This window comes from Streptomyces sp. PT12, assembly GCF_003311645.1.
In the GTDB taxonomy this organism is placed as follows: Bacteria; Actinomycetota; Actinomycetes; order Streptomycetales; family Streptomycetaceae; genus Streptomyces.
In genome coordinates, this window is sequence record NZ_QEST01000177.1 from 28230 (window position 1) to 47704 (window position 19475).

The following is a 19475-nucleotide window of genomic DNA, read 5'->3' on the forward strand; positions in this document are numbered from 1 at the left end:
ACGAGGGAGGTGGCTCATGCCGGGGATCGGCCCGGGAATGACGCCCGAGCAGGTCGAGTCCGCGCTCGGCCCGCCGCGCGACCGGCTGGCCTCGGGGAGGTTCGCGGGGGACGACCCGGCCACGGCGGCCGACGCGCGCTGGGACACGTGGCTCTACACGGACTTCCCCGCCGATGGCGGCGACACGGTGGTCGTCTTCGCCGACGGCGCCGTCGACCACGTCATGACCCGGCGCCGCGACGCGCGCGAGGGGTCCACCCGAACGTCCTGGCGCCGCACGAGGCGGTCAGGCTGGTGGCGTTCCTGATGAGCGGCGCGGCCGAGCGCGCCGAAGGCTGAGCGGCGCGGCCGAGCGCGCCGAAGGCGAACCCGAGGTGGATCGCGCCGACATCACCGCGGCGCTCACGCTGATGCCGCGCGTGCGCGGCGAGCTGGACGAGCTGGAGGCCGGGCTGCTGACGATGGCCAGGGGGTGCGGCCTGACGTGGCACGAGATCGCGTTCGGCCCTCGGCTCGGCACCCCCAGGCGGCCCGCCAGCGCTACACCCGCCTGACCAGCCGCGTACCCGACGAGGAGAGCGACTAGCGCTCGTCAGACGCCCAGCTCATCGGGGGACAGCGAGCCCGGTGGGCGGCCCGCGCGGGCCGCGGCCGCGGCGTGGCGTTGCAGGGCCTCGTTCACCGGCGTCGGCACGCCGAACGCCCGGCCGAGCAGCGCCACTTCGCCGTTGAGCCAGTCCGCTTCAACGGAACGCCCCCTGCGCAGGCTCTGCCACGTCGAGCTGCCGCCGCGCTCGGCGCCCGGGATGTCGTGGTAGGTCATGCGGCCCTCGCGCGCCGCCGCCTGCTCCTCGTCCGAGGCGAACGGGATGCCCGCGGCCCGAAGCGCCGCGACGCCCTCGTCGCGCGCCCTGCGGAGCAGGCCCGTGCGCGCCTCGCCCTCGACCGGGCCGCACAGCGCCTCGAGCGCGTTGCCCAGGTTGGACAGCAGCTTGGCGTACTTCCACCGCATCACATCCGGCACCACGGGGGCCCCGAAGCGCGCTCCCCGCAGGTCTTCCGAGACGCGCCGCAGCGTCTCGTCGCCCTCAACGGGGCCCTCCGGGTAGCGGCCCAGGTGGAGGATCCCGGTGAGCGGGCCACAGGGCGCGACGACCGCGCCCGCATCGAGGAACTGCGCGGGCAGCCACACGCACACCCCGTAGACGCGGCGGAAGTGGCGCAGCGCCATCGGCTCGTTGGCCACGCCGTTCTGCGCGGCGAACAGGGGCAGATCACCCGCCGCCTCAGCCCAGGTGGCCAGCGCCGCCGCGGTGTCCTGCGTCTTCACCGAGAGGATCAGCACATCGCCCTCGCGCGGCGCGGCCTCATCGGGGCTCTCGGCCACCGGGACGGGCAGCGTCACACTCCCCTCGGGGGTGGTGAGCCGCAGCCCGTCCGCGCGCAACGCGGCGGCGTGCGCCCCTCGGGCCACCAGGACGACATCCCTGCCGCTCTGGCGCAGCCGCCCGCCGATGGCGCCGCCGACCGCGCCCGCTCCGATCACGATGTAACGCATGGGGTTCATTGTCGCCCGTGCGGCCCGGGCGCCGCATCATCCAGTGGCCGCATCATCCAGTGGCCGCATCACCAGTAGACGACGACCTTGTCACCCTCGACGACATCGTCGAAGAGACCCGAGATGGCGGCTTCGTCGCGGACGTTGACGCAGCCGTGGGACGCGCCGTTGTAGCCGTTGGCCGCGAAGTCCTCCGAGTAGTGCACCGCTTGGCCGCCGTCGAAGAACATCGCGTACGGCATCGGGGAGTCGTAGAGCGTCGAGTGGTGGTTGCGCGACTTCCAGTACACCTCGAACTCGCCCTCGCGCGTGGGCGTCTCCTCGGCGCCGAAGCGCACGTCGACGGTCAGCTCGACCTCGCCGTCGATCACCCACGCCAGGGTGTTGGACGTCTTGGAGATGCACAGCACGCGCCCGGTCAGGCAGCGTTCGTCGAGCTCCTGCGCGGGCTCCACCTCGGGGATCTCCAGCGGCGGGAACATCTCCTCCTCGGTGGGCGCCTCGGTCTCGCCGAGCAGCGCGTCCCACGTCTCCTGGAAGACCGTCCCCGTGGCCTCGATGCCGCGCGCCTGCTGGTAGGCCAGGACGGCCGAGGTCGTGACGTCGCCGTAGTACCCGGTGGGGTTCTCCGTGAAGTGGTCGAGCTGCCCGAGCCTGGCCTGGAGCTCGCGCACCTGGTCGGAGTTGTCCCCGTAGCCCATGAGCTGCTGCGGCGGGTAGAGCTCCTCCTGCGTCGGGTCCTCGGTCTCGCCGAGCAGCGCGTCCCACGTCGACCGGTACACCGTTCCCGAGACGTCCATGCCCGCCGCGCGCTGGTACTCGGAGACCGCGCCCAGCGTGACGTCGCCGTAGTACCCGGTGGGCTGCGCGGCGAAGTGCTCGAGCTGGAGCAGGCGCGCCTGCAACTCCCTGACCTGGTCGGTCTCGTCGCCGAAGTCCATCAGGACCTCGTCCTGCTCCTCCTCGTCCCCGCCCTCGCCGTCCTGGCCGCCCTCCTCCTGGGAGGTCTCGTCGGACGGCCGCTCCGACGCCTCGGTGCCCTCGGCCGAACAGCCCGTCAGCAGCAGCGCGGCGACGGCCGTGCCCGCCACGGCCGTCAGCGCGGATTTACTCAGCGCGGATCTACTCAGCGCGGATTTACGAAGAAACGCGGAGCCCATCGGTGTTCCCCCTGGGTGGTGCGGATCGGATCGGCCCGGTCGATCCGAGCGTGCGTGGACGCGGACCTGATGAGGACGTGAGTGGCCTCAGGGACAAGGATGCGCCAACCAGACGGAACGTTGAGGCTGACCCCATAACGATGGAAACACGGTTCCGCTACTCATTCGTCCGCAAGGCGCGCACCGCGTCCAGGGTATCGGCCTGGCCAGGCGTCTTGTCGGACCGGCGGCGCACGAGGCGCGCACACCGCAGAGTGACGCCCGCGGGGTAGCGCGTCGAGCGTTGCACGCCGTCGAACGCGACCTCCACCACCAACTCGGGCCGCACCGTGACCACTCCGCCGCTGTCGTCGACGGCCAGCTCGCGCAGGCGCTCCGTCTGCCACGCGAGCACGGCGTCGGTCATGCCCTTGAACGTCTTGCCGAGCATCGCGAACGAGCCGTCAGCCGTGCGCGCCCCCAGGCGCAGATTGGACAGCGAGCCCGTGCGCCGCCCGTGCCCCCACTCAGCGGCGAGCAGCACCACTCCATCGTGCGACCGATCGCGCGAACGTGCCTCCTCGGCCCGGCCGCGGCCGTACGATGTCGCGCGTCTCGTGCCTCTCGTGCGTCTCGCGCGTCGGATCGCGGGCCGGTGTCCGTGCTGCTGGTTGTCTGTGCTGCTGGTGTCTGTGTGCTGGGGGTGTCCGTGCGGGGAAGAGGGCTCACGGCGGGGGTCACGGCGGGGCTTGCCATGGCGTTGTCCCTGGCGCTTGGCGGCTGTTCGGGGGGTGAGGGACCGCCGTCCGCCGAGGGCGGCGACTCCGCGGTGAACGACCCCGCGGTGAACGATGCCGCTTCACCCAGCCCCGACGGCTACGACTTCACCGCCGACCCCGCCAAGCTGCCGCGGGACGCGGCCGAGGCGCGGGCCCTCGCCGCCGTGATCGCGCTCGAGCCCGCGGCGCTCGGCGACGGCTTCGTGGCCGCGAGCCCGTACGAGAGCGACCCGGCGACGTGGGCCGTGCTCGACGACGCGTGCGCCTGGCAGCGCGAGCTGCTGCCCGAAGGCGTGCTCAGCAGCCTCTCGCGCTACGCCGAGGCGCCGGGCGCCGACGGCGAGCCACCCGTTCGGGTGACGCTCGTGGTCACGGTGCACGCGGGCGTCGAGAGCGCCGACCGGGAGGTGACGACCACGCTCGAGGAGGCCCTGCGCTGCCCCGACCAGCAGCTGGGGCGTGGCGAGTACGTCACGGGCCTGTCGTCGTTCGGCGCCGCCGCGGGGGTGCGCGGGCAGAACTCCGCGGACGACCACGTGGTCGAGACCGGGCAGTTCACGAGCGACGCGGACGGCGGCCCGCACCCCTACACATGGGCGGTGGACCGCATCGGGTCGGTCATCGTCGGCGTCTCCGTGCGTGGCCCCGCCGAAGAGAGCCTGGCCACCGACGCGCTGGCCGAGCTGCGGTCGCGCGTGGAGGAGGCGCTGGGGTGAACGCGCCGTTCAACGGGTCGTTCAACGCGCCGTTCACCGCAGGAGGTTGAGCGCGGACGCGGCCGTGAAGCCGAGCACCAGGCGTTCGAAGCGCTTCTGGTTCAGGTGGTTCACGCTGGCCCGGCCGACGAGCGCGCCCACGGCGAGGGCGGGGAGCAGCATGGCGTTGAGCGAGAGCGAGTCAACGGTGATCAGCCCCAGGCCCGCGCTGAAGGGCACCTTGAAGACGTTGACGATGAGGAAGAACCACGCGCCGGTGCCGAGGAAGCGCAGCATCGGGAAGCCCGCGGCCAGCAGGTAGAGCGCCATCACCGAGCCGCCCGCGTTGGCCACCATCGTCGTGAACCCGGCCAGCAGGCCATAGCCGAACGCCAGCAACGGGCCGCCCGTGCCCACCCGTTGCCCCCCGGGCTCCGCCCGCTCCGCCCGCTCCGCCTGCCCCGCGGGCTCGCCCTCGGCGGCCCGCCGCCTGCGGCGCCCGCGCTGCCACACGTGGACGGTGACCACGGCGAGCAGCAGGGCGCCGATCGTGCGGCGCATCACCGTGTCGTCGACCCGCGCGACGAACACCACCCCGATCAGGATCCCCACCGCAACCGAGGGGAACAGCCGCCACAGCACCGACCAGTCCGCGTGCCGCCGATAGGCGCTCACGGCCAGCACATCGCCCACGATCAGCATCGGCAGGAGCGCGCCGCTGGACTCGCGCGCCGGGAGCGCGGTGGCGAACAGCGCGACGCTGATCGCCGCGACGCCCCCGATCGCCGTCTTGGCGAACCCCACAAGCACCGCGCCGACCGCGAGCACCACCAGGTCGGCGGCGCTCAGCTCGAACCCGGTCACGGGGTCGGGGTGCGGCGACGGGGGCGTGAACGGCGCGAAGACATACCATCATCCCATCACGGAGCGCGCCTTCCGGGGAACTCCGCATCGGCGTCGCACGTGTTCACGGTGTGCAACCCGCCGAGTCTCCCTCACGCGTGCGGCGCCTCCTGGCCGCCGCCATGCCCCGCATGCCCCGCATGCCCCGCATGCCGCGCACCGTTCGCGGCAAGCGCCGGGCGCTCCAGGCGTTCATGCTGCTCACCGTCGCCGCGCTGCTGCCGTCCGCGTGGCTCCACATGACCACCGACGGGCGCGTGCACGCGGTGGGGAGCGCGCCCTCCGCGCCCGTGACCGTCGTCTTCGGCGCGGGCCTGCGCCAGGACGGCGAGCCGAGCCAGTGGCTCGCCCACCGCCTCGACACCGCGGCCGAGCTATACCACTCCGGGCGCACCCGCGCCCTCCTCGTCACCGGCGACAACAGCACGGACGACTACAACGAGCCTGACGCCATGCGGCGTTACCTGATCGAGACCAGCGGCATCCCCGCCGACCGCGTCGTCACCGACTACGCGGGTTTCAACACATGGAACTCCTGCGCCCGCGCCCGCTCCGTCTTCGGCGTCACCGACGCGCTGCTGGTCTCCCAGGAGTTCCACATACGCAGGGCGCTCGCGCTGTGCGACGCCGCGGGGATCGACGCCCACGGGGTCGGCGTGCCCGAGCGCCTCAGCGGCGTCTGGATCTTCAGCACCCTGCGCGAGATGGCCGGTGCGGTCACGGCTGCATTCCAAGCCGCGTTCACGCCGTCCCCCGACTTCCCCGGGCCCAGGGAGACCAGCTTGGATGAGATCCTGTCGGAAGCGTCCTGACGGAAGAAGGCCCGAAGGACACCGACCCGGCCTTGGCCCGCACCGGCCGGTTCCCAGGAGTTCACCCCGCGGATACCTCGACGCGGCGGCCTGTTGGCCCCAGGCGGCTAGAAGTGCCCGAGCAACGGACTCCGGAGCCAGGTCCGGCGCCGGCGCTGCCACGCCTGTACCGACCAGCGATCGGATCCCATGCCCAGCAACAGCGCACCCCTAGCGACCCCGGAGACCGGCGCGCCCACCGACAAGGACACGCTCGCACCGGTCCCCAAGCCCCACGCCTCCGCCCCGGTCAACGAGCACCGGTTCGACATCGACCTGATGCGGCTCATCTGCTCGTGCGCCGTCATCCTCGGCCATGTCGCGGGCGCGTTCATCCTCGCCGTCGACCGCGAGGAGGAGAACGGTCCGAGCGCGTACTGGGCGGGCCACATAGCCGACGGGCTCAACCAGTTCGCGGTCCCGATGTTCTTCGCCATGGCGGGCTGGGCCGCGCTGATGGGCGCCCCGCCCCGGGACAGCGCCCGCATGTGGCAGCGGATCATCCGCAACGGGCTCCCGCTGTACGTCTGGACGGCCGCCTATCTCGCCTGGGCCTGGCTGCGCGACACCAACGACCGGCCGATGACCGAGCTCGGCGTGGACGCGATCTTCGGCTCGGTGCAGCCCGCGTACCACCTGTGGTTCCTGTACGCGTACATCCCGATCATCATGGCCCTCGGGTTCGTCGTCCTGATCCGCTCGGGCCAGCGCCCCTGGGGCCTGGGCGTCGCGCTGCTCGTCGTGGCGACGCTGCCGCACATCCTCGCCACCGTGAGCGAGTTCACCGGCTGGTCGGCGCCGCCGGTCGGCTGGGGCTTCGGCACCTACTCCGTGGCCTACGCCGTGATCGGCGCCATGCTGTTCGCGCTGCCAGGCGGCCTCTCCCGGCGCGGCCGCTGGCTGATGGTCCCGCTGATAGTCGTCTCCGGCATCGGCGCCGTCTACTGGGACACCCAGGTCCACTACGTCATCCCCAACGCGCACCCGTTTGTCGCGATCCTCACCTTCAGCCTGCTGATGCTGGTCAGCCGCGTGCGCGTCCCCGAGCGGTGGCGCCCGCGCCTGACGAAGCTCGCCGCGGCGGCGATGGGCGCGTACATGGTGCATGTGTTCTTCGTCGAGGAGCTGGTCAAGCGCTGGGTCGACGCCGACGGCGGCCCGCTCGTCTCGGGCGGGATGCTGCTCGCGATGTTCGCCATGACCACCGTGCTGTCCTACGGCGTCAGCCTGCTGTGGGGGAAGCTGGGGCTGCGCCGGTGGCTGGGCTGAGGGAGGCCGCCGCGCGGCTGCGCGCCGCGGGCTGCGTCTTCGCCGATGAGGAGGCGCGGCTGCTGATCGAGGAGGCCCGCACGCCCGAGCGGCTCGCCACCCTGGTCGAGCGGCGGGCGGCGGGCCACCCCCTGGAACAGGTCCTGGGCTGGGCCGCGTTCCACGGCCTGCGGATCGCCGTCGAGCCGGGGGTGTTCGTGCCAAGGCGCCGCACGGAGGCGCTTGTGGACCGCGCGATCGCGCTGGCCCCCGAGCGCCCGGTGATCGTGGACCTGTGCTGCGGCTCGGGCGCCATCGCCGCGGCCCTGGCCGCCGCGCTCACCCCCCGCGAGCTGCACGCGGCCGACCGCGACCCCGCGGCGGTCCGCTGCGCCCGCCGCAACCTCGCCGCCACCGGCGCCCAGGTCCACCAGGGCGACCTGTTCGCCGCCCTCCCACGGACGCTGCGCGGCCGGATCGACATCCTGACGGCCAACGTCCCCTATGTCCCCACCGCGAACATCCCCCTGCTCCCCGCCGAGGCCCGCGACCACGAGCCCCACCCCACGCTGGACGGCGGCCCGGACGGCCTGGCGATCCTGCGCCGCGTGATGGCCGAGGCGCCCGCCTGGCTCTCCCCGACGGGCCACGCCCTGACCGAGACGGCCCCGGCCCAGGCCGAGGAGGCGGCGCGAGCGATCAGGGCGGCGGGCCTGACCCCGACGGTGACGACCGTGCGGGACACAGCGACCACGGTGATCGACTGCTGCGCGATGACGCTGCGCTGGCCAGCACGTCGCGCCTGAACGCACGGTGACACGGTGCACCCGGGCTGGCCGCCCGGGCCGCCGCTGCGTTGCGCGCCGGGACGCGCCGGGTTGACGTGCACCGGGCCGTTGGCCCGGCCCCCCACCGCGTGGCGGCGTGTCGCGGCACTGGTCAGTGGCGCGGGCCGCTGCCCGCGTGTGCCGTGGCCAAGTGGCGTGCCGCTGCGTGGTGTTGCTTCGCGCGTGGCGCAGTGCCGGGCGGGTGGTTCGGGTGGGCGTGGCGCTGGGGCGTTGTCTTGTGCGCGGGGCGTGCGTGCCCGTTGGCGCGGTGCCACGCCCCGTGGTGTGCTGCCGCCCGTGCGTCGTGTCGGGCCGTTGCCCGCGTGTGCCGCGCGCAGCACCGGGGCGCCGCGGCGCAGCGGCGCACCGGGACGGGCCGACGGTTCCTCGACCGGTGTGGAGCGCCGTGGGCGCGCTGCCCGGCGCGGCGCAACCCCAACGTGCAGGCCAGCGCAGCGACGCCCGCGCAGCGTTTCACTTGTTCCGGAGCGTCGCCTTGCGCACCTTTCGGGCGATTCTCAGGGCCGCGCTTCCGCCCGGGAGTTGGCGGGTGATTCCCGAGGCGAAGCCGCCAGGGAGGGCCAGGGCCGTCAGGCGGGCGCGTTTGAAGTAGCGGCGGGTGGAGTCGTTCAGGTTGGCGTCAAGCCATGCCTCGGCCTCGCCGCGCAGGCCGGGGTTCGTCTTGGCCTGCATGCAGAAGCCGACCGTGCGCACCAGCGGCTCCACCGAAGCGGCGGCGTCGGGGCGTCGCGTGACGACCTCGCCAGCCCTCGGATTCTCCCGCTCCAGGTCGGGGACCAGCGCGTCGACGATGGTGAGCGGGATGCGGTTGCTGTTCTGGTAGGGCTTGATCTTCTCCAGCAGCTGCCCCGTCCCGACGCGCGCGATCGGCACCCCGTAGTACACCGAGGCCGTCAGCATCGCCGTCGAGAAGCAGCCCACGACAAGGCCGGGGTCGAGGTGGTCGAAGACCGTCTCCGCCAGCATCGGGGTGTCGAGGACGGTCAGCCGGACGCCCGCCTCGGCCGCCGCCTTCTCCAGCACGCGCGAGTACTGCGCGGGCGCCGTCGGGTGCGGCTTGAACACCACCGTGCGGAACCCCGCCGCCGCCGCCCCGCGCAGCATCCGCTCGTGCAGGGCCTCCTCCTCGCGCACGCTGAGGATGTCGATCGCCGCGAGGTACTGGCCGAGGATCACCGCCGGCTTCCCCTCGGGGACGCCGTCCGCGTCGGGGGCCACCGCGGGCTCGTGCTGCGCGCTGATCTCGTCGAGGACCGCGCGGAAGGCGTCGTTCGGCACGACCTCGGCGGGCACGTGGTGCTCGGCGAGCAGCAAAGGGCGGAGCCCCGGCACCAGATCGAGGTGCAGCAGCCGCTGGATGCGGATCGACGTGTCGGGGGGCAGCCGGTCGCGCGTCGGCCCGTAGCTCATCAGCCCGTCCGCGTACACGTGCACATCGGCGTTCGCGAAGATCGTCGCGAGCGCCGCCGCTGGCTTGGCGTGCACCGACTCGACGGCCAGCTCGACCGGCCCTTCGCCGAGCCCCCACCAGTGGCGCAGCAGCCGCTCCCACAGGGGCGAGTCACGGTCGGCCGGGCCCCAGTCGCTGGGGTGGTGCGGGCTGATGGTGGCGTTCCAGTCGACGACCTGGTCGAACCGCGCCGCGATCCGGCCCCACCCGGTCATCTCGTCGATGCCGGACGCGGTCTCGGGGATCGCGGCGTTGTTCGACACCAGGAGCACGCGGTGCGCCGAGCCGCCGGGGCCGAACTGCCCGGCGTCGAGCGCCGCGGCCAGCGTGGCCGCGCCGTAGAGCGTGGAGACCTCGAAGATCTGGATCAGCTTGTCGTCGTGCGGGGTGTGCGGGGTGTTCCCAACGCCCATGGATTCAGGCCGCCTTCCGTACCCGGCCGAGCAACCGCCTGAGCACTCTCCCGCGCTCGTCGCCCATGGCCACCAGTGTCCGCTCGAGCAGCTGCGGCGGGAAGCGCCGCAGCGCCGCCGTCGACTCCTGCTTCAACCGCCGTGCCGCGTCGGGCTCGTAGCGCTCGGCGTTCGCGGCGTGGAAGGCGATCATGGCACAGTACGTCCTGACGATCTTCGGCAGGAAGCGCTCCGACTCCCTGTCCCTCATGACCTCTTCGAGGATGAGGTCGTGGGCGGGGAGGAAGTCGAGCTGCCTGTCGTCCCGTATCTGGGTCAACGACGTGGTGACGCCGCGCCGGTAGAACATCCCGAGCAGCCCCACCGAGGCGAACGACGTCGCGCGCAGCTGGAGCTGCCAGCAGAACACCCGGTCCTCGGCGGTGCGCAGGTGCGTCTGGAAGCGCAGCCCGTCGTCGAACAGCGAGCGCCGGTACGCGCCCGCCCACACGAACGGGTAGTCCACCATCGTCTTGCGGTCGGCGGGCGCGATCGCGTCGCGCGGGCTGATCGCCACCCCGCGCCGGGGCGCGGGGGCGCGGACCACGGTGCGCCGCTTCCCGTTCGACTGCACATGGTCGGTGCGCACATAGTCGCAGTCGATCGACTCGGCGGCCGCCGTGAGCTGGTCCAGATAGCCGGGCGCGTACCAGTCGTCACCGTCGAGGAACGTGAGGTAGTCGCCGCGGGCGGCCTCGATCCCGGTGTTCCGCGCGTGGGAGATGCCCAGGTTGGTGTCGTGCCTGATCACTCTCGCCTGCGGGAGCTTCCCCTCTGCTCGCCCCAGGATCTCGCCCGTGGCGTCCGTGGACCGGTCGTCGACCAGGATGAACTCCGTGTCGGGCCCCGCGTTTCTCTCCAGGCTCCGCAGGGTGGTGGGGACGAAGTCCGCAACGTTGTGGCAGGCGACGATGACTGAGAGCTTGGGCACCGGATTTCCAGGGGCAGTGAGCAGGACAGGCACGACCGTAAACACGCGACCAGCGAGTCAGGATACGCGCGGGTGACCGCGTGGTAAACGCTGCCTTTACGCTCGGTGAGATCACGTCATCCAGCCGCTGACACGTCACCCTCCAGCGTGCCGGACGACGCGACGTTCCCGCGGTGTTCCCGCGATGGCCGCAACCCCCTGGCCGCCCGACGAGTCAAACACGCCGACGGTGAGACGACTCACGGGGGGTGCGCATGCGCAACGTCATGGCCGCGCTCGGCGCGCTCGCGCTGACGGGAGCGGCCGTCGCTCTCGGGGGCCGCGCCCGTCCGGGCAGGGCTCAGTGACCGCGGGCGATCCACGCGTCGAGGTGGGGGGCCTCGTCGCCGACCGTCGTGTCGTCCCCGTGACCGGGGCGGACCACGGTGCCGGGCGCGAGGCTCAGCAGCTTCCCCTCGATCGACCGGATGATCGTGGGGAAGTCGGAGAACGAACGCCCCGTGGCCCCCGGGCCGCCCGCGAAGAGCGTGTCCCCGGTGAACACCGTCCCGAGCGCGGGCGCGTACAGGCACACCGCGCCCGGCGCGTGCCCCGGCGTGTGCAGCACGGTGAGCGCCGTGCCCGCGACGGTGATCACCTGCCCGTCGGCCAGCTCCCCGTCCGGGGCGCGGTCCGGGTGCGTCAGCTTCCACAGCGGCAGGTCGTCCGGGTGCAGCAGAACGGGCGCGCCGGTGCGTTCGGCGAGCGCGGGGGCGGCGCCCACGTGGTCGTTGTGCGCGTGCGTGCTCACGATGGCGATCAGCCGCCGTTCGCCCAGCGCCTCGGCGATCGCGTCGGCGTCGTGTGCCGCGTCGATGACGACGGCCTCGGCGTCGTCGCCCACGATCCACACGTTGTTGTCGACGTCCCACACGCCGCCGTCGAGCGCGAACGTGCCCGATGTGACGACGCGTTCGATCCGCGCGGCCATCACAGCACCACCACCGAGCGCAGCACGTCGCCCGCGTGCATGCGGTCGAACGCCGCCTCCACGTCGTCGAGCCCGACCGTCTCGCTGACGAACGCGTCCAGGTCCAGGCGCCCCTGAAGATAGAGGTCGATCAGCATCGGGAAGTCCCGCGACGGCAGGCAGTCGCCGTACCACGACGACGTGAGCGCGCCGCCGCGGCCGAACACGTCGAGCAGCGGCAGCTCGAGCGTCATCTCGGGCGTCGGCACCCCGACGAGCACGACCGTTCCAGCCAGGTCGCGGGCGTAGAACGCCTGCCGGTACGTCTCGGGGCGGCCCACCGCCTCGATCACCACGTCCGCGCCGAAGCCCCCGGTCAGCTCGCGCACCGCCTCGACCGGGTCGGCCTCGGCCGCGTTGACCGTGTGGGTGGCGCCGAGGCGCAGCGCCGTCTCCAGCTTGCGCGGGTCGATGTCGACCCCGATGATCCGCGCGGCGCCCGCGAGCCTTGCGCCCATGATCGCCGCGTCGCCGACGCCGCCGCAGCCGATGACGGCGACGCTGTCGCCGCGCCCCACGCCCCCGGTGTTGATCGCCGCGCCGATGCCCGCCATGACGCCGCAGCCCAGCAGCCCGGCCGCGGCAGGGGACGCGGCCTGGTCCACCTTGGTGCACTGCCCCGCCGCGACCAGCGTCTTCTCGGCGAACGCGCCGATGCCGAGCGCGGGGGACAGCTCCGTCCCGTCGGTCAGGGTCATGCGCTGGGTGGCGTTGTGGGTGTTGAAGCAGTACTGCGGCCTGCCGCGCAGACACGCCCGGCACAGGCCGCAGACCGCGCGCCAGTTGAGGATCACGAAGTCGCCGGGCGCGACGTCGGCCACGCCGTCGCCGACCGCCTCGACGACCCCCGCGGCCTCGTGGCCCAGGAGAAACGGGAACTCGTCGTTGATACCGCCCTGCTTGTAGTGCAGGTCGGTGTGGCACACGCCGCAGGTCCGCACCTGCACCAGCGCCTCGCCGGGCCCGGGCTCTGGGACCAGGATGGTCTCCACCCGCACCGGCTCGTTCTTGCCTGGTGCGATGACGCCACGTACCTCATGACGTACGTCGTGTGCCATGAACGTTCTCCTCGTGTCCGGTCCCGATCAGCCGGTCGCCATTCTCGGGCGTGACGGCACGAACCGTCCACATCCGGGTACTCGCGGGCCATGTCGACGAACAAGCCTTCACGCGAGCCCGCCTCGTCCACCGAGCCCGCCTCGTCCACCGGGCCCGCCTCGTCCACCGGGCCCACCGGGCCCGCCGTTGAACGGCCCGCGCGCCGGGTCGCGCAGGAGCGCGGTGGGCCGCTGCTGATCGAGGGGCCCGTGGAGTTCCGGCACGAGGACGGCACGACGACCCGTTCGGACCGCCCGGTCGTGGCGCTGTGCACGTGCCGCCGCAGCAAGCACTTCCCGTTCTGCGACACGAGCCACCGCCCGCGCCGACGCGACAGCCGACGCGACAGCTGAACGGCGCGCGCGCCGGGCGCGTGCGCGGGAGCGCGTCAGGGCAGGGGCTGGCGCAGGGCGGACTCGCCGCGCTCCCACGCCCCGCGCACCGCCTCGGCGAAACGGTCCTCAAGCCACACCGTCGCGTCCACCCCGAACACCACGTCCCTGGCGAGCCACGGCTCGTCCTCGAGCAGGCCACCGACGACCTCGCGCCGCACCAGCTGCTCGTGCACCGCGTCCGCCTCGACGTGCTCCAGGTGGAAGCCGACCGCCGCCTCACCCGCCCCGACCCGCTCCAGCGCCTGCGCCATGCGCCGCGACCCCGGCGACGACATGGTCTCGAGCGCCGCGAAGTGCCCGACGAGACCGCCGCGCAGCCCCCTGTGGAGGCCGAGCATCGACATCACGTTCACGGTGCACAGCGCCTCGGCCGTGCCCGCCTCCTCCAGATACCGGCCATAGCCCGGGTTCAGCCCGAGGTCGGCCATCAGCTCCGCGTACAACCGCGCATGCGCCCGCTCCGCGCGCCCCGCCCCGAACTCGTCGTACTCCACGGCCACCAGCCCCGCCTTGGCCCGCCCGGAGAGCCGGGGGATGGCCCACGCGTGCGGGTCCGCCTCCTTGAGGTGGTAGAGCGAGCGCAACGCCGCGTACTCGCGCAGGTGCCACAGCTCACCCTCGTCCCGCAGATAGAACGAGAGACCGGTCCCGTTCACCGGCTCGACCAGCAGCGCGTCCAACGCCTCCGCGGGCGTCTCGTGCGCGGGCGCGTCCGTGCGCAGCGCGCCGAGGAAGCGCTTCTCGAGCGCCCCGCGGAACCGCAGCAGCTCCGGATCCCACTCCCACGCCGCGTCCACGCCGTCGATGCCGCGGTAGTGCAGCTCGTAACAGAGGTAGAGCGCCAGCTGAAGATCCTCCCCATAGGGATCCGCCCCCTGGATCGAGCCCTCGGCGCACACCTCGACCGCGCGCCCCGGCTCGCGCCGGAGCGCGTCGATCAACGCCTCGGACACTCCCCCGCAAGCGGGAGGTACCCCCACCCCGCAAGCGGGAGGTACCCCCACCCCGCAAGCGGGAGGTACCCCCGCGTGAGGCAACGCGGACACCGCTGAGACATTCATGCGCCCCCGAGTACCCCACCGCGCCACCCCTACGCGACCCGCGCCCTCGCGGGGCCGCGCGCGCCTCAGACGCTGCCGTACCCCGGTGGCCGCTGCACCGGCAGATCGCTGATCCCCAGGTCCCGCCGCATCACCTGGCGCACCTCGTACAGCCACTCCGAGCCGCGCGCCAGCCGCTCCGGCACGCCGTCGAGATCGCCGGACTCGACGCTCCTGTTGGTCTGCTCCAGCAGGTGGAACAGCCGCCCCGCCGCCTCCATCACCTCGTCGGGAACGGTCATCTGCGCCTCGGCGTACACATCGCGCGTCGCACGCCGGTCCGCCTCGCGCCGCTCGGTCAGCTCGGGCTCGACCCTCCCCGCGACCCGCGCCCTGTGGTCGCGGTACACCGCGGCGTGGTACTGCCGCAGCGACTGGTTCAGCGCGATGTACACGGCCCGGCGCGCCGCCATCTCCTCGCCGCGCTCCTGGGCCTCGCGCTCCCGCCGCCACTGCCGCTCGGCGTGGGTCAGCTGCACCGAAACGGCCCGCAGCGCGCCGCGGTGCGCCAGCAGGCCCGAGGCCAGGGTGCCGACCACGCCCGCCACCGCGACGATCAGCGCGCTCGTCGAGGCATCCACCCCTGCAAGATCCCTCCCGCTCGGATCCGCTCAGACGCGTTCGAGGGGGCGGTGCGGGGACGTGGGGAGCTGGATCCTGACCGCGTCGCCCGGGCGGACGACGCCCCCGCGGCGGACCACGCCCATGATCCCGGCCCGCCGCACGACGTTCCCCGCGGCGTCGCGGCTGATCACCTTCTTCAGGAGCCCGTCCTGAAAGGCGTCGATCTGCACACAGGGGTTCCGCAGGCCCGTGACCTCGACCACCGCGCCGCCGCCGAGGTGCAGCAGGGTGCCCACGGGCAGGCCCAGGAGGTCGACGCCGGTCGTGGTGACGTTCTCGCCGAGCTCGCCAGGCGCGACGGGGAAGCCGTCGGCCGCGAGCTCGGCGAGCAGCTCCGCGTGGATGAGGTGGACCTGCCGAAGGTTCGGCTGGGTCGGGTCCTGCGCCATCCGCGAACGGTGCTTGACCGTGGCGCCCGCGTGGACGTCCCCCTCGACGCCAAGCCCCGCGAGCAGGGTGATGCTGTCCCGATTCGGCTTGGTGAACGTGTACTCGCCGCTGCTGCTGACCGCCGTCACCGTCCCGTCCATGCCGCGGAACTCCCCTCTTCCGTCAGACGATCGGCCCCCCAGTCTATCCGGGGGGCCGAACGGTGGGGCCTGGTCGGGGGGGCCTGGTCGGCGGGGCCTGTGCCGGTCAGCAGCCGCCGCAGTTGTAGTAGGTGACGTCCCAGTGATTGCCCTCGCGGGCGTAGACGTTGCCCGAGCCCGACTCGTAGAGGGCGGCGCCGTCGCCGCGTTGGCCGATGTAGGTGAAGACGCCCGTGATGTAGCCGTCGATGCAGCTGTTGAGGCCGAAGTCGAGCTTGTAGCCGTTCCAGTGGCTGTAGGTGCCGCCCGCGTGGCCTGTCTCGGTGCCGCCGGTGATGTTGAGGGAGCAGCCGCTGGCGGACCTGAGGGTCTGGGCGCCCTGCGCCGACTCGAGGTTGAGCTGGTCGAACGACGTACAGGTGGGGACGTTGCGGTCCGAACAGCCGCCGGATGACGACCAGGTGATGCCGGACGCCTGGAACATCGACGTGGCCTGGCTGTGGCTGATCTTGGTCACGAGCGGCGCGACATCGGCGCGCTCCGCCGCCGCGACGCCGCCGCCCGAGCCGAGGACGAGCGCACCGGCCGCGCCGACGGCGCCGACCGCGGACAGAACAGATCGCATACGCATGTGGGGGGACCTCTCTTGGATGGGGGGCGCTGGATGTGGGGGTCTACGCGGGTTGAGGCCCGCATGGCGAACGTACCCACCAGCATGCACACGTCAACCTCGCGGCGGTCCCCTTTCCGCGCGGCCGATCCCTGCCGCTACGGCCGCGATCGCGGCCCGAACTCCTCACCCGCCCCGGCGCCCGCGCCCGCGCTCGCTGCCGCGTTCGTCCCGGCGCGTGCTCCGGCGCCCGCCCTGGCGTTCGCTCCGGCGCCTGCTCCGGCGCGCGTCCGCCGGTGCGTCGCCGCGCGGACCTCGGGGAGGCTGTCGGTGAGCAGGCCCGCGTATGCCGCGAGCAGCCCCGTCAGCCCGTCCACCTGGTCGCAGAGCCGGTCGAACTCCTCCGCGTCCTCGCGCGTCCAGTCCTCCGCCTGGCTGTTCAGCTCCTCGACGCGCGACTCGGCCCGCACCGCGCGCCCCACCGCCATCGCCCCCGAGTGGACGCGTTCCACGGTGTCGGGCGCCGCCCCCGCCAGCAGGTCGGCCAGCTCGTTGGGGCTCGGCAGGCGCGGAATCCGGTGCTCGGTCCAGAACTCACCCCACAGGCGCCGCCGCCGCGCCTCGGGCCACGGGTCGTCGATGACCTTGACGTCGCCGCCCTCGCGATGGATCAACAGCCCGCTTCTGGACGCGAGTCCCAGCGCCTCGGCCATGAGGTCGTTGCGCTCGGGGCCGCCGTGCGCCGGGGTCGGCCCGAGCCACGCCGCCAGCTCGACCATCTGCCGGGTCTGGCGGTCGACCTCGGGGAGCTGCGCGACCTCCTTCTCGTCCATGGGGAGCGCGGGGTTGCCCGCGCCCAGGCGCACGCTCGTCACGGGTGCGCCCCCGGCCGCCGCTGCCAGGGCCACCGCCGCCGCGTCGGCCCACCAGGACACGAACTCGCGGGCGGCGTTGCGGTACCGGGTCGCGGAGTCGACGGCGAGGCGTTCACGCGTCGATGAGATGGCCATCTCGCAGTCGACGAGCGGGTGGCGCGTGCGGTCGCAACGCTCAAGGTGCGCCTCGCCCGCCTCCATCAGGCCGTCGCGGCGCCGCTGTTCGCCGTCGGATTCCCGAAGGAATTCGCGCACGGCCGTTCCAAGACCGGACAAGAATTGATCAACGGCCTCGTCCGACATGCCCACCATGGGCGAATCCCCACCGGAACCGGAAATCAGCGCGAGAACAGGCACACAGAATCCCTCCCACCATGTCGCGGCGCCACCATGGCGTCGGCTTGGCGAGCACCGTAGTGGCTGGGGGGACGGGTGTGGCCCGGACGCACGTGCCGTCACCCCATTCGGCGATGGCCCGTTCACAGGTGCTGCGAAGGGAGGCGCCCCGCCGGTTTCGCGGAGGGCGGAGGGCGGGGCCCTTCCCGCCGCCCGCCGCCTCCGGGGGAGCCGCTGTGGCGGCACGTCATCGGCGACGTGCTGCGCCGCGTCCGCCTCGACCAGGAGCGCACGCTCAAGGACGTGGCCGAGGCGGCCCGCATCTCCATGCCGTACCTGTCCGAGGTCGAACGCGGCCGCAAGGAGGCGTCGTCCGAGGTGCTGGCCGCGGCGGCAGGGGCGCTCGGCCTCGGCCTGGCCGACCTGCTCGGGCTCGCCCAGCGCGAGCTCGCCGAATGCGCCGTGCGCCGCTCCGCGCGCCGGAGCGAGGGCGGTGCCAGCGCGACCCATCGGGCCGCCGCGCGCCCCGGTTCGCACCGGGGCGAGGTCAGGCTCGCGGCCTGAACGCGAGCCCCCCGCGCCCGCGCCCGGAGCGCCCCGCTCCCTCCGCGCCCTCTCCGTTCCCTCCGTTCCCTCCGCACCCTCCGCGCCGGTGGCGGCCTCGCTCAGGTCGCCACCGGGGTCCTCCTGCTCAGCACCTGGTCCGCGAGCCCGTAGGCCACCGCCTCCTGCGCGGTGAACACCTTGTCGCGGTCCATGTCCGCCCGCAGCGTCGCCACATCGTGCCCGGTGTGCCGGGCCAGCACCTCCTCGACCTGCGACCTGATCCGCAGCATCTCCTTGGCGTGGAGGCTCAGATCGGACGCGGTCCCGCGCTGCCCCCGGCTGGCTGGCTGCCCGAGCAGCACGCGCGCGTGCTCGAGGACGGCCCGCCGCCCCGGATCGCCGCCCGCCAGCAGAACGGCCGCGGTCGAGGCCGCCTGCCCGACGCAGAACGTCGAGATCGGTGCGTTGACAAAGGTCATCGTGTCGTAGATCGCCATGAGCGAAGTGAACGAGCCACCGGGGGAGTTGATGTAGATCGAGATCTCGCGCTCGGGGTTCGCCGCCTCCAGGTGGAGCAGCTGGGCGATGACGACGCCCGCGACGCCGTCGTCGATCTCGGTGCCCAGGAAGACCACGCGCTCGGACAGCAGCCTGCTGTAGATGTCGAACGCGCGCTCGCCCCGCGGGGTGCGCTCGACCACCGTGGGAATCGTGTACTGACCCATCTCAGAACCCCGTCCTGCGGTGCGCGTCCGCGGGCCGCACATCGGCCAGCGAGACGACGACGTGATCGACCATGCCGTACGCCTTGGCCTCATCGGCCGTGAACCACCGGTCGCGGTCGCCGTCGCGCGAGATCGTCTCCGGCGTCTGGCCCGTGTGCTCGGCGGTGATGCGCTCGATGGTCCGCTTGGTGAACTCGAGGTTTTCCGCCTGGATGGCGATGTCCGCCGTGGTCCCGCCGATGCCCGAGCTGACCTGGTGCATCATGATGCGGGCGTTGGGCAGCGCGTACCGCTTGCCTGGTGTCCCGACGGTGAGCAGGAACTGCCCCATGCTCGCGGCGAATCCCATGGCCAGCGTGGCCACGTCGTTGGGTATGAGCCGCATCGTGTCATAGATCGCAAGACCGTCGTGCACGGAGCCGCCAGGGCTGTTGATGCACAGGCTGATGTCCGCCCGCGGGTCCTCGGCGGAGAGCAGCAGCATCTGCGCGCAGATCCGGTTCGCCGACACCTCGTCCACCTGGGTCCCAAGAACGACGATGCGCTGCCCGAGCAACCGCTCGGCGAGATGGTCGTCGAACCGCGACGGAGCCGTGTCCCCGTCCGCGGCCCACGGCCTTCGGGTGAGCACCACGATCGATCCTCCTCGTTCCACACCGCGGCGACCCTCACCGCGGCCCACCTAAAGTCTCGACCGAAAACCCCTACTTCCTCATGATTCTCGGCTCCCAGCAGATTCGCCGACGGCAGAGCGGACCGGTCCCTTCGGCCGA

At 72.8% G+C, this 19475-nt stretch carries 21 protein-coding genes and 2 pseudogenes; 8 read left to right on the top strand and 15 right to left on the bottom strand.

The window, feature by feature from the left end:
* Window positions 1-16: 16 nt before the first annotated feature.
* Both DEH69_RS31625 and DEH69_RS19345 read left to right on the top strand, forming a co-directional pair.
* Window positions 17-307 carry a hypothetical protein gene (locus DEH69_RS31625; protein WP_181727507.1) on the top strand — a complete coding sequence of 97 codons (291 nt, stop codon included), beginning with the start codon at window positions 17-19 and terminating at the stop codon, window positions 305-307.
* Window positions 238-586, top strand: a pseudogene (locus DEH69_RS19345) (DNA-binding protein); the annotation flags it as partial. The gene DEH69_RS31625 and the pseudogene DEH69_RS19345, both read left to right, overlap by 70 nt.
* A gap of 6 nt (window positions 587-592) precedes the next feature.
* Here DEH69_RS19345 and DEH69_RS19350 read toward each other — a convergent pair.
* From DEH69_RS19350 to DEH69_RS32895, 3 genes and pseudogenes are all read right to left on the bottom strand, one after another.
* On the bottom strand, window positions 593-1558 hold the full coding sequence (locus tag DEH69_RS19350) for a ketopantoate reductase family protein (RefSeq protein ID WP_113688244.1): 966 nt from the start codon (window positions 1556-1558) through the stop codon (window positions 593-595).
* A 68-nt stretch (window positions 1559-1626) separates the two neighbouring features.
* Window positions 1627-2718, bottom strand: coding sequence for a peptidoglycan-binding protein (locus tag DEH69_RS19355; RefSeq protein ID WP_258534779.1), 1092 nt, complete (start codon window positions 2716-2718; stop codon window positions 1627-1629).
* 157 nt (window positions 2719-2875) lie between these two features.
* Window positions 2876-3244: pseudogene (locus DEH69_RS32895) on the bottom strand (ATP-dependent DNA ligase); the annotation flags it as partial.
* 207 nt (window positions 3245-3451) lie between these two features.
* Here DEH69_RS32895 and DEH69_RS19365 point away from each other — a divergent pair.
* Window positions 3452-4192 carry a hypothetical protein gene (locus tag DEH69_RS19365; protein WP_113688246.1) on the top strand — a complete coding sequence of 247 codons (741 nt, stop codon included), beginning with the start codon at window positions 3452-3454 and terminating at the stop codon, window positions 4190-4192.
* Window positions 4193-4225: 33 nt separating this feature from the next.
* Here the strand turns inward: DEH69_RS19365 and DEH69_RS19370 are convergent, their stop codons facing one another.
* The gene (locus DEH69_RS19370) at window positions 4226-5035 is read right to left on the bottom strand and encodes a sulfite exporter TauE/SafE family protein (RefSeq protein ID WP_258534780.1); all 810 of its coding nucleotides are present in this window, start codon (window positions 5033-5035) and stop codon (window positions 4226-4228) included.
* A 170-nt stretch (window positions 5036-5205) separates the two neighbouring features.
* Between DEH69_RS19370 and DEH69_RS19375 the strand changes: the two genes are divergently transcribed.
* The 3 genes from DEH69_RS19375 to DEH69_RS19385 all read left to right on the top strand — a co-directional run bounded on the left by DEH69_RS19375 (window position 5206) and on the right by DEH69_RS19385 (window position 7979).
* On the top strand, window positions 5206-5886 hold the full coding sequence (locus DEH69_RS19375) for a vancomycin high temperature exclusion protein (RefSeq protein ID WP_258534781.1): 681 nt from the start codon (window positions 5206-5208) through the stop codon (window positions 5884-5886).
* Between the two features lie 189 nt (window positions 5887-6075).
* Window positions 6076-7194 carry an acyltransferase gene (locus DEH69_RS19380; RefSeq protein WP_113688247.1) on the top strand — a complete coding sequence of 373 codons (1119 nt, stop codon included), beginning with the start codon at window positions 6076-6078 and terminating at the stop codon, window positions 7192-7194.
* Window positions 7182-7979, top strand: coding sequence for a putative protein N(5)-glutamine methyltransferase (locus tag DEH69_RS19385; RefSeq protein ID WP_113688248.1), 798 nt, complete (start codon window positions 7182-7184; stop codon window positions 7977-7979). Before DEH69_RS19380 ends, DEH69_RS19385 begins: the two co-directional genes overlap by 13 nt.
* Before the next feature lie 495 nt (window positions 7980-8474).
* On the opposite strand, the gene DEH69_RS19390 is transcribed toward DEH69_RS19385, so the two are convergent.
* From DEH69_RS19390 to DEH69_RS19405, 4 genes are all read right to left on the bottom strand, one after another.
* Entirely contained in the window at window positions 8475-9884 is a 1410-nt protein-coding gene (locus tag DEH69_RS19390; protein WP_113688249.1) for a polysialyltransferase family glycosyltransferase, read from the bottom strand.
* Window positions 9885-9888: 4 nt separating this feature from the next.
* Window positions 9889-10854 (bottom strand): glycosyltransferase family 2 protein, encoded by a 966-nt coding sequence (locus tag DEH69_RS19395; RefSeq protein ID WP_113688250.1) that lies wholly within the window; start codon window positions 10852-10854, stop codon window positions 9889-9891.
* A 340-nt stretch (window positions 10855-11194) separates the two neighbouring features.
* Complete coding sequence (locus tag DEH69_RS19400; RefSeq protein ID WP_113688251.1) at window positions 11195-11824, bottom strand: MBL fold metallo-hydrolase; 630 nt, start codon at window positions 11822-11824, stop codon at window positions 11195-11197.
* Window positions 11824-12921: an S-(hydroxymethyl)mycothiol dehydrogenase gene (locus DEH69_RS19405; protein ID WP_113688252.1), complete on the bottom strand. Its 1098-nt coding sequence runs from the start codon at window positions 12919-12921 to the stop codon at window positions 11824-11826. The genes DEH69_RS19400 and DEH69_RS19405 overlap by 1 nt, the downstream gene beginning before the upstream one ends.
* A gap of 231 nt (window positions 12922-13152) precedes the next feature.
* Here DEH69_RS19405 and DEH69_RS32900 point away from each other — a divergent pair, with 231 nt between their 5' ends.
* Window positions 13153-13314, top strand: coding sequence for a CDGSH iron-sulfur domain-containing protein (locus DEH69_RS32900; RefSeq protein ID WP_258534790.1), 162 nt, complete (start codon window positions 13153-13155; stop codon window positions 13312-13314).
* A 35-nt stretch (window positions 13315-13349) separates the two neighbouring features.
* Here DEH69_RS32900 and DEH69_RS19415 read toward each other — a convergent pair whose 3' ends face one another.
* From DEH69_RS19415 to DEH69_RS31100, 5 genes are all read right to left on the bottom strand, one after another.
* Window positions 13350-14297: an iron-containing redox enzyme family protein gene (locus tag DEH69_RS19415; RefSeq protein ID WP_258534782.1), complete on the bottom strand. Its 948-nt coding sequence runs from the start codon at window positions 14295-14297 to the stop codon at window positions 13350-13352.
* Between the two features lie 185 nt (window positions 14298-14482).
* Complete coding sequence (locus tag DEH69_RS19420; RefSeq protein ID WP_113688255.1) at window positions 14483-15037, bottom strand: hypothetical protein; 555 nt, start codon at window positions 15035-15037, stop codon at window positions 14483-14485.
* Between the two features lie 30 nt (window positions 15038-15067).
* The gene (locus tag DEH69_RS19425; protein WP_113688256.1) at window positions 15068-15610 is read right to left on the bottom strand and encodes an MOSC domain-containing protein; all 543 of its coding nucleotides are present in this window, start codon (window positions 15608-15610) and stop codon (window positions 15068-15070) included.
* 106 nt (window positions 15611-15716) lie between these two features.
* Window positions 15717-16241, bottom strand: a complete 525-nt coding sequence (locus DEH69_RS19430) for a hypothetical protein (protein WP_113688257.1) — start codon at window positions 16239-16241, stop codon at window positions 15717-15719.
* Window positions 16242-16378: 137 nt separating this feature from the next.
* Window positions 16379-17350 (bottom strand): hypothetical protein, encoded by a 972-nt coding sequence (locus DEH69_RS31100; RefSeq protein ID WP_147255708.1) that lies wholly within the window; start codon window positions 17348-17350, stop codon window positions 16379-16381.
* A gap of 315 nt (window positions 17351-17665) precedes the next feature.
* Here DEH69_RS31100 and DEH69_RS19440 point away from each other — a divergent pair, with 315 nt between their 5' ends.
* Window positions 17666-17995 carry a helix-turn-helix domain-containing protein gene (locus DEH69_RS19440; protein WP_258534791.1) on the top strand — a complete coding sequence of 110 codons (330 nt, stop codon included), beginning with the start codon at window positions 17666-17668 and terminating at the stop codon, window positions 17993-17995.
* Window positions 17996-18096: 101 nt separating this feature from the next.
* Here the strand turns inward: DEH69_RS19440 and DEH69_RS19445 are convergent, their stop codons facing one another.
* Window positions 18097-18702: a ClpP family protease gene (locus DEH69_RS19445; protein WP_113688260.1), complete on the bottom strand. Its 606-nt coding sequence runs from the start codon at window positions 18700-18702 to the stop codon at window positions 18097-18099.
* A gap of 1 nt (window position 18703) precedes the next feature.
* Window positions 18704-19336: a ClpP family protease gene (locus tag DEH69_RS19450; protein ID WP_258534783.1), complete on the bottom strand. Its 633-nt coding sequence runs from the start codon at window positions 19334-19336 to the stop codon at window positions 18704-18706.
* Between the last annotated feature and the right edge of the window lie 139 nt (window positions 19337-19475).